The following is a 744-nucleotide window of genomic DNA, read 5'->3' as shown; positions in this document are numbered from 1 at the left end:
CAAGGCTGTCGCCATCAGGATCAACGTCATTGGCCAGAACCTTGATAGACACCGGCTGACCCTCCACCGTCACGAACGAATCGCCATTGGCCCCGGGATCATCGTTGACCGGGGTCACGGTGACGGTCACGGTGGCTGTGGCGATGGCGCTGCTGGGGTCGGTGACGGTGTAGGCGAAGCTGTCGGTACCGGTGAAGTCACCGTCGGGGGTGTAGGTGAACGAACCATCGTCGAGCAGAGCGACGGTGCCGTTGACCGGGTCGGTTTCCAATGTGACAGTCAGCTCGTCACCGTCGACATCGGTGTCATTGGCCAACACATCGATGGTGACCGGAGTGTCCTCAGCGGTGACAGCGGTGTCATCGACAGCAGTCGGGGCATCGTTGACCGGGGTCACGTTCACGGTCACAGTCGCGGTGGCGATGACACCGTCGGCATCGGAGACCACGTAGTCGAAACTGTCCTCGCCGGCGAAGTCACCGTCGGGGGTGTAGGTGAACGAACCATCATTGACCAGGACCACGGTGCCGTTGCCAGCCGGACTGAGCAGCTCGACGGTCAGGCCGTCACCGTCGACATCGGTGTCATTGGCTAACACCCCGGCCGCGGTGCCGACGTTCAACACGGTGTCTTCGTCCATGGTGTAGACGTCGTCGACAGCAGTCGGGGCATCGTTGACCGGGGTCACGGTGAGGCTCACAGTCGCGGTGGCGATGACACCGTCGGGGTCGGTGACGGTGTAGG

At 62.8% G+C, this 744-nt stretch carries 1 protein-coding gene; it reads right to left on the bottom strand.

Annotation, left to right across the window (positions count from 1 at the left end):
* Positions 1-744, bottom strand: a 744-nt coding sequence (locus ACXAID_RS28290) for a cadherin-like domain-containing protein (RefSeq protein WP_475025460.1), incomplete at both ends; no start/stop codon positions are given.

The sequence above is a fragment of the Mycobacterium sp. ABE4_509 genome, assembly GCF_056160785.1.
Note: the sequence above shows the minus strand (reverse complement) of the source record. Positions and strands in the feature narration are given on the sequence as shown.